Origin of the sequence: Streptomyces sp. 150FB, assembly GCF_000818195.1 — a bacterium.
Classification (GTDB): Bacteria; Actinomycetota; Actinomycetes; order Streptomycetales; family Streptomycetaceae; genus Streptomyces.
Genome location: NZ_JTHL01000001.1, coordinates 4,249,890 through 4,256,996 on the forward strand (window position 1 = coordinate 4,249,890; position 7,107 = coordinate 4,256,996).

At 71.1% G+C, this 7,107-nt stretch carries 6 protein-coding genes and 1 pseudogene; 1 reads left to right on the top strand and 6 read right to left on the bottom strand.

Translation table 11 applies throughout. The features are described 5' to 3' along the window. The 5 genes from QR77_RS18065 to QR77_RS18085 all read right to left on the bottom strand — a co-directional run bounded on the left by QR77_RS18065 (position 1) and on the right by QR77_RS18085 (position 5,661). Entirely contained in the window at positions 1-1,275 is a 1,275-nt protein-coding gene (locus QR77_RS18065) for a sensor histidine kinase (RefSeq protein WP_052488871.1), read from the bottom strand. 107 nt (positions 1,276-1,382) lie between these two features. Continuing rightward, positions 1,383-2,204: an NPP1 family protein gene (locus QR77_RS18070; RefSeq protein ID WP_078876835.1), complete on the bottom strand. Its 822-nt coding sequence runs from the start codon at positions 2,202-2,204 to the stop codon at positions 1,383-1,385. 326 nt (positions 2,205-2,530) lie between these two features. Next, positions 2,531-3,379 (bottom strand): class II fructose-bisphosphate aldolase, encoded by an 849-nt coding sequence (locus QR77_RS18075; protein WP_040022935.1) that lies wholly within the window; start codon positions 3,377-3,379, stop codon positions 2,531-2,533. A 97-nt stretch (positions 3,380-3,476) separates the two neighbouring features. After that, positions 3,477-4,430, bottom strand: coding sequence for a BadF/BadG/BcrA/BcrD ATPase family protein (locus QR77_RS18080; protein ID WP_040022937.1), 954 nt, complete (start codon positions 4,428-4,430; stop codon positions 3,477-3,479). A 52-nt stretch (positions 4,431-4,482) separates the two neighbouring features. Next, positions 4,483-5,661: an SIS domain-containing protein gene (locus tag QR77_RS18085; protein WP_040022939.1), complete on the bottom strand. Its 1,179-nt coding sequence runs from the start codon at positions 5,659-5,661 to the stop codon at positions 4,483-4,485. A 159-nt stretch (positions 5,662-5,820) separates the two neighbouring features. On the opposite strand from QR77_RS18085, the gene QR77_RS18090 reads away from it, so the two are divergent. Then, entirely contained in the window at positions 5,821-6,681 is an 861-nt protein-coding gene (locus tag QR77_RS18090) for a GntR family transcriptional regulator (RefSeq protein ID WP_078876836.1), read from the top strand. A gap of 10 nt (positions 6,682-6,691) precedes the next feature. Here QR77_RS18090 and QR77_RS18095 read toward each other — a convergent pair. Continuing rightward, a pseudogene (locus QR77_RS18095) lies at positions 6,692-6,999 on the bottom strand (ArsR family transcriptional regulator). Positions 7,000-7,107: the final 108 nt, after the last annotated feature.

Genomic DNA, 7,107 nt, shown 5'->3' on the forward strand with positions numbered 1-7,107 from the left:
TCACGATCCACAGGGAAGATCCACTTCAAGAACTGTCGGGCCACCGGGCGGGCTGCTGAGGCGGAGCGTACCGTCGTACGCCGCCACCCGGCGGCGGATGCCGGTGAGCCCCGAGCCGCCGTCCTCGTCCGCACCGCCCCTGCCGTCGTCGGTGACGGTCAGGCGGAGGCGTCCGCCGCGGGTTCGTACCGTGATGCCGGCCTGCGCGGCGGCGCTGTGCTTGGCGACGTTGGTCAGGGCCTCGGCCGCGACGAAGTAGGCGGTCGCCTCGACGGAGGCGGCGCACCGTTCGGGTGCGTCCACGTCGATCCGGCAGGGCACCGCGCAGTACGCGGCGAGCCCGGAGAGCGCGCCTGCCAGCCCCCGGTCGTCCAGGACCGGAGGCAGGATGCTGCGGGAGACGCTGCGCAGCTCGGCCAGCGCCTGTTCGGCGGCCGACTGGGCGCGTTCGAGGATGTCGTCGGCGAGCGACGGATCGCGGGCCACCTGGCGGCGGGCGGCGCCGAGCAGCACGCTGACCGAGACGAGCCGGTTCTGGGTGCCGTCGTGGAGTGCGCGCTCGATACGGCGCAGTTCGGTGGCGTGCGCGTCCAGCGCTGCGGCGCGGGTCGCGGTCAACTCCGCGACGCGGAGCGACAGATCGGTGTCGGGGCCCGCCTGGAGGAAGCGCCGTCCGGGGCGGCCCTGGAGCCGCGCCATGCCGGGAGCGAGGCCCAGGATGATGGCGATCCAGCCCACCCCGAGCAGACTCACCGCGAGGGCGTCCGGCCAGGAGTGCGCGGTGCCCACGCCCAGGGAGGTGGCGGTCGGGTCGCCGGGCCCGAGCCGCCAGTACAGCGGAAAGGCCGTGTCGCGTACGGCGAGGAGCGGCAGCCAGAAGCCGATCAGGCCCAGGAGCAGCCCTGAGGTGGCGTGTTGGACCAGCCAGCGCGCCTGCCGCCGGGTGGTGGGGTCGACGAGTGCGAGCCGCAGCGCGGTGGGCGGAGGTTCCGGCGCGATGACCTCGGGACCCCAGCGGGCGAGCCGTACGCGTTCCCGCCCGGCAAGGCCGTGCAGTGCGCGGAGCGCGAGTGGCGCCATGAGCAGGCCCACGCCGACCAGCGACGTCACGGCCGTCACCAGCAGCAGGACCAGCACGCCCAGCGCCATCAGGGCCGTGCCGAGCCCGCCGTCGAGCTGCCGGGTCGCGGAACCCGCGGCTTTCAGCGTTCTCACGACGATGGCCTTGACCCCGTCGGTCCCGCCGCCGCCCGCGATGCCTTGCCGCGTCGCCATCCGCCTCCCCTTCGTCGCGAACGACCCTAAGGCGCGCGGGCGTCGCCGTCAGCTCCACCCCGTCCTCGGCACCCGGCGCCCCGAAAGGGGAGCCGGGTGCCGGGCGGTCACGCGTTGGGGTTGAAGGGGATTCCCGACGGCATCGAGTTGGTGAGGGCGTATTCGAAGTCGCCGTCATCTATTTTGATCGTGGCATCGCCGAAATCGGCGTTCAGGAGCTTGTCGCGCAAGCCGGCCGGATAGCCGTTCCAGCCGACGAGGCGCGGGTAGAACCAATTGCCGGTGGCGTTCTCCGCCGGCTCGTCGTTGGTGTTGGCGACGCGGAAGTCGTGGGTCGAAACGCCGTCCTTGTTGTAGACGACCTTCGGGTGCGTCCCGTCGAAGGTCAGGGACGAGGCGGGGACCACCTGGTAGCCCGAGTGCTGCGAGACCGAGACGTACTGCACCGCGTTGTTGTTCGTCCACACCACGACGTGCTCCCAGTCGTGCCGGTGCCCGATGGCCGCCGGGCCGAGCGTCGCCTGGTCCTTCTCGAAGTAGCTGGCGTAGACGACCGCGCACCAGTCGTTGTTGCACTTCTCGCGCGAGTACGTGTTGGAGTTGGCGAGTTGGGCGGCGTCGTGGCAGTGGCCGTTCACGTCGCCGCCGAGCGCCAGACCGGGGTTGAGGGTGCCGTCGGGGCTGATGGCGGCGGTGGCGTAGCAGCCGTCGCCGTCGTAGTCGTAGGCCGGGGAGAACGTCTGCTCAAGGCCGTCGGCGTTCTGCGGCAGGGCTTGCAGTACGTCGGCGTGCGCGCTCGCCGGGAGCGCCAGGACCAGGGCCACCGCGCCGAGGGCGCTGGTGAGTGCGGAGCGGCTCAGCCTCCCGCGGCGCTTCGGACGGGGTGCCTCTTCGGTGTTCCGCTCTTCGGTGTTCCGCGGTGACAGCATGCTGCTCACGCCGGCTCCTCAATGATAAATGTGGGGGGAGGGAGCATCGCCTTCATTTCGCACGACGAGGGTGAACAATTAGCCCCGGCTTGCGGCATTTCTTGGCTGATGCGGCCTCAAATTATCCTGCGGAAGCGGGAGATGCAAGGGTTATTTCGGAAGATATACTTGCCGAAAAATGACATCTCCGCCATTCTGCAATAAATGAGCAAGACGGAGAAGTGGGATAATTGAACATTGGCGCACGATTACCTGAACCCGGGTCGACGGCGCGGTCCCCCACCCTCAGCCGTCCTATCCCGGCCTCAGTCGTCCTCTCCCGTCCCTCAGCCGCTGACGACCGCGCACAGTTGGCGTACGGTCTCCGCGATCGCGTCCCGGCCGCTGTCGAGGTAGCGACGAGGATCGGTCGCGTCCGGGGCGGCGGCCAGCGCTTCGCGGAGCGCGCGCGTGAAGGCGACGCCCAGCGCGGTGCCGATGTTGACCTTGACGATGCCTGCCCCGACCGCGCGCCGCAGTTCGTCGTCGCCGACGCCCGATGAACCGTGCAGGACAAGGGGAACGGGTACGGCGCCCCGCAGCCGTCCGATCAACTCGTGGTCCAGGGACGCCGAGCGCTCGGTCATCGCGTGGCTGCTGCCGACCGCGACGGCCAGCGCGTCGACACCGGTGTCCGCCACGTAACGCGCGGCCTCCTGCGGGTCGGTACGTACGCCCGTCGCGTGCGCGCTCGCGGGGGCGCCGGATTTGCCGCCCACGTAACCGAGTTCGGCCTCGAGCCACAGCCCGGCGCCGTGGGCCCAGCGGGTGGCGGCGCGAGTGGCGGCGAGGTTCTCGGCGTACGGCTGGGCCCCGGCGTCGAACATCGCTGAGGAGAAGCCCGCTTCGGCCGCCGCGTGCAGCAGCCGGACGTCCGTGACGTGGTCCAGGTGGAGTGCGATGTCGACGCCGCAGACGCGGGCGACCTCGGCCGCGGCCCGCGCGATCGGCTCGACCCGGCCGCCGTGGAACCGTACGGCGTTCTCGCTGATCTGGAGGATCACCGGCACGCCGGCCGCCTCCGCGCCCGCGGTGATCGCCTCGGCGTACTCCAGCGTGATGACGTTGAACGCCGGGACGGCCCGCCCGTCGGCGACGGCCTTCGTGACGAGTTCCCGTGTGGACACCAAGGACATGGGTACGTCCCCTCGCTTCCTGTGGTCGGTGCGCTTCGGCTTGGTGCGCTTCGGCTTGACGCGCTTCCGGTCGGTGCGCTTCGTGGAGCCGGGCCGGTCACCACAGGGCGTCGAGCGCGGTCCGATCGAGTGGGGTTCCGGCGAGCTTCGCCGCGTACAGCGCGGCACCGATGACCGGTTCGTACAGCGGCCGTCGCAGCTCATAGCCGGTGTATCGGCCCTTCAGCGCGCCGGTGAACGCCTCCAGGACCGCGCCGGCGGCGAACGTACCGCCGGAGTAGGAGACCGGTACGGTCTCGTCCCGGCCGAACTCCAGCCGTACGCGGGTGGTGTCGACGAGCAGCGCGAGTTCCTGCCCGGCCTCGGTCAGGATCGCCGTCGCGGACGCGTCGCCGAGCGCCGCCGCCTCGGCGACCTGGCGGCTGAGTGCCGCGATCCGGCCACGGCTGCCCTTCCACCGGTTGTGGACGATGTCGATGGCGTCGAGGTCGGACGCCGAGTCCAGGTGGCGGCGCAGCACTCCGGCCAGCGGGCCTTCCGGCAGTCGGCCGTCGCTCATCCGCGCGAAGGCGTTGAGGCCGCGGGTCGCGATCCAGTACGCCGATCCCTCGTCGCCGAACAACTCGCCCCAGCCGCCCACGCGTACGCCCCGGCCGAGCCGCTCGCCGTACGTCATCGAACCCGTACCGCTGATCACGTTGATGCCGTCGACCGCGCCCAGCGAACCGGCCCAGCCGCACACCATGTCGTTGTCGCACACGTAGCGGTCATGCCCCAGCACCGCGCGCGGTGCGGCGTCCAGCACGGGCAGATCGCCTGCGACCTCGCCGTAACCGGGCAGCCCGAAGAAGGCGTGATCGATGTCCGCCGGGGTGAGCCCGGCCGCCGCGCAGACCTCGTCCACGCCCTGGCGCAGGACGCGCTCGACAAGGTCGACGCCGTCGGAGAAGTAGTACGAACTTCCCGCCGCCGCCCGCCCCACCACGCGACCGGACCGGTCGACCAGGCAGAACGCCGTCTTCGTGCCACCGCCGTCCACACCCAGGAACATCGCGCACCCTCCGTCCGGCCCGTCCGCACACCACGCCGTTGAACCGGCTGTCTCAGCGGGCCAAGGGGTGCAGGATCACGCCCCGCACCACCCGGTTGACCTCGCCCGACGGGAACGGCTGGTCCGGCCTGATCCCCCCGGCCAGCGAGGCACGCAGGGCGATGAGCTGCGCGTACACCACGGCCGGCAGGGCCAGCGCGACATCGTCCACATCATCGAGGCCCGGCAGCGGCCAGGTGCCGACGTCTGCGCCTGCCTCGGGGTCGGTGGCGGAAGCCCGGAGGGCTCCCGCCGCGACCGTCACGACGCGCCCGCCGGGAAGGTTCCCGCGCAGTTCCGCGACAATGTCCTCGTCGTACTGACGGGTGTACGGATCATTCGATACGTACACGACCACGACCGTACGATCGTTGAGCACCGCCTTGGGCCCGTGCCGGAATCCCATCGACGAGTCGGCGACGGCCACGACCGTTCCGCCCGTGAGTTCGAGCACCTTCAGCGCCGACTCCTCAGCGAGGCCCTTCAGCGCCCCGCTCCCCAGGTAGACGATGCGCTCGGGAGCGCGGCCCACGAGGTCGCCGATCGCACGGTCGGCGGCGCCGTCCTTGAGGATCAACTCGGCCGCGTCCGCCAGGCGTTCGGCGATCCCGTCGTACGCGCCGCCGCCCAGCGCGAGCAGCGCGGCGAGCGTCATGCAGGTGAAGCTCGACGTCATGGCGAAGCCCTGGTCGTTGGCGGCGGCCGGCATGAGCAGTACGTGGGACGTGGGCCGGTCCGCGTGGTTCAGCGCCAATGCGCCCTGCTCGTTGCAGGTGATGACGAGATGGTGCACCTCGGTGAGCACCTGGTCGGCGAGGTCGGCGGCAGCCACGCTCTCGGGGCTGTCACCCGACCTCGCGAAGGACACCAGCAGGGTGGGGACGTCCTCGGCGAGGCAGCCGCGAGGGTCGGCGACAAGGTCCGTGGTGGCGACCGCGTCGACGCGCAGTCCAAGACGCCGAGCCAGCCCTGCCTGGAGCACCTGGCCGGCGTACGCGGAGGTGCCGGCGCCGGTGAGCACCACGCGCAGGTCGCCGCGCGCGGTCAGCGGACGCAGGAAGGTGTCCAGCGAATCCCGGGAGGCGGCGACGAGTTGGCCGACCTCTCGCCACAGGCGGGGCTGCTGAGCGATCTCGCGGACGGTGTTGGCGGCGCCGTCGTCGGTGGGCGGGGTGCTGGAGGGGGAGGTCACACGTACTCCTTGTGGTGGTTCGGGTGCTCGGGTCGCCGGCGCCGCACAGTCCGTTCCTTCCCTCCTCGCACATGGTTGCCACGTTCTGAGTAGCTCGAACGGAACGCTACTGGTCTTATGACTGGCGGGTCAACGGTCTCCTTCTGGTATTGTTCTGGTATGCCTCCTTCGGACTCAGGCACGGACTCAGGCGCGGACGCGGCCTCAGGCTGGGACTCGGGATCAGCCTCTCCCCTCCCCCGGGGCCTGCTGGCCGACGACACCCTCCCGCTGTACGCCCAGATCGCCGCGCGCCTCTGGGCCGACGCCTCGGCCGACGGCGCCAGGGCCGGAGACCGGCTGCCGTCGGAGCGCACCCTCGCGGCGCGGTACGGGGTGTCGCGCGTCACCATGCGCGCGGCGCTCATGGATCTGGCGGCCAGGGACATGGTCGAGTCGGCGGCGGCCCGTGGCTGGTTCGTCGCGCGGCCGAAGGAATCGCCGGCCCCCGGCGGCGGGCGGGACAGTCACGGCGCGGGCGAGCGCGGTGGGGACGCGCACACCGTCGAGGGCTTCGCGGACTACGCGGCCAAGCACGGCCTGGTCACCCACAGCCGGGTGCTGAATTCCACCGTCCGGCCCGCGACCGTCAGTGAGGCGGAGACGCTGCGCGTCGGCCCGGGGGCCACTCTGTTCGAGATGCGGCGGCTACGTTTCCTCGACGACCAGGTGGTCGTGGTGGAACACAACCGAGTGCCGCTGGCGCTGTGCCCCGCGCTCGCCGAGACCGACTTCACCGAGGCATCGCTCTTCGCGACCTTGCGCAACGCGGAACCGCCTCAACTCCCCCGCGTCGCCGACTACTCGGTGGAGGCGCGGCAGCCTGACGCCGCCGAACGCGAGCTCCTGGAGATCACCGACGCCACACCGGTGCTTCTCGCGCACCAGCTCGCCTTCAACCAGGACGGCCGCCCGCTCGAACTCACCCTGGCGATCTACCGGGGCGACCGCTACCACTTCCGGGCCTCCATCACCTCGTAGGGCGGGCGCGTCACCTCAGGACGGCCGAGTCCGGCGTCCAGTCAGTGACCAGCTCCAGGAGTCCGGGGAAGCGGACGTTCAGGTCGTCGACACGCACATGACTGCGGCGTTCGAGGCCGAACCAGCCGCAGGAGTGGTCGAACTGCTCCGAATCCAGCAGGAGTTGACGCACGATCCGCAGGCGCGGCGGGTCACTCAGCGCGCCCAGCACCTTCTCCAGCCGCAGGTCCTCGATCGCGCCTCGGACAGCGCCTCGGGCAGATCCGCCGGTTCCGGCAGCACCTTGAGGGCCGGAGCTGTGCGCGCTTTCGACGGCATGGGGTGGGGTGGGGTGCTGTTTGTCGTTGTCTGCGGGTTCGGGCGGGGCGGTCGGGGTGGGCCGGTGCGGTGTTGGTGAGGGTCGGGCCGCCCCTTTCTCTTGATTTT